This window comes from Clostridium sp. D53t1_180928_C8 (assembly GCF_015667795.1).
GTDB lineage: Bacteria > Bacillota > Clostridia > Clostridiales > Clostridiaceae > Clostridium.
Genome location: NZ_JADPEL010000130.1, coordinates 1 through 1269 on the forward strand (window position 1 = coordinate 1; position 1269 = coordinate 1269).

A 1269-nucleotide genomic window follows, 5' to 3' on the forward strand; every position below is an offset into this window, starting at 1 on the left:
CTAAACTACTATTATCCATATTGGATACCTCCTTGTATTATAGTTGTGGTCGGCAAACCTACTATAATTTTACAACGGAGGTTTTTTTATTTCTACTCACCGCTAGAAGCTTTCCGGAACCACAGGTCGAACCTGTGGTATTCTAAATACAAAATAATAATATAAATTCTTAGCGAAATTATATTACTTAATGGAGGTTATATCATTAATTTTCAGCATCGCGGCATCTAAGCTTTAGTTCGCAGTTTATTTCAAGTGTTCTATACGGTAGCCTATTTCTTTATTAGCCATTCTATATCCTTCTTCAATCATTTCATCTCTATTTATACTATCTCCAGTTAAGTCCGCAATAGTCATCTGTCCTCTATTACTAAAATATTTATCTAAAAGCATTTCCTCTATATCTTCCTGTACTGCAATGGAATAATCATCTAATATATGCTTAACATTAAAACCGTATGTTTTTAAAGCCTTACCTACTAATACTGAACGATGACACCTTATAGGTTCTTGCATTGCTCCTAATAATGCTATTTTATATCCCTTATTACAACCAGTCTTTAATCTTTCTATACCTTCTATAAACTCCTTTTCCTTTACTACTTTTTCAAAGTCAGAATATCCTTCTTCATTATAAGATTGCTTATTTATTCTCTTAGCTGCTAATTCTTTGCCCATATATATGTAAATAAATCCAGCCTTATTTAAAGTATATTTTATAGCTTCTTTATCAAAATGAATATTATATTTTGAATAAGGTGTACCTCTGATATCAACAACACAATTAATATTGTAATATTTTAACATATCAATAAGTCTTTCAATTGAATAATTAGAATGTCCTATAGTATATATATCCATGTCTCTCTCCTAATAAATTTTATTTTATATTATAATTATGTTTATATTAATTTATTTTTATAACAAAAAAATATAAAGCACCTATACTAAGTACTTTATATATTAAATCTTAATTTATTTTAACTCAAAAAGATACCTAGTATAAACTAAGTATCTTTTTACCCGACAACATTCATTAGAACAATTTTTTAAGATTCGATTAACCTCCACTAAATTGCTCCAAAAAGACATAACATGTCTTTTTCTTCTCGCAGCTGAATGTAAAACGTTGATATTCTACTATTTTTTAATTTTAAACAAAAAAGATACCTAGTATAAACTAAGTATCTTCTTACCTGGCAACGTTCTACTCTCCCACACAGTCACCCGTGCAGTACCATTGACGCTGTAGAGCTTAACTTTCCTGTT

The 1269-nt window shown here is 28.8% G+C and carries 1 protein-coding gene; it reads right to left on the reverse strand.

The window, feature by feature from the left end:
* Window positions 1–246: 246 nt before the first annotated feature.
* Window positions 247–861, reverse strand: coding sequence for a DUF488 domain-containing protein (locus tag I4V51_RS20835; RefSeq protein ID WP_195990346.1), 615 nt, complete (start codon window positions 859–861; stop codon window positions 247–249).
* Between the last annotated feature and the right edge of the window lie 408 nt (window positions 862–1269).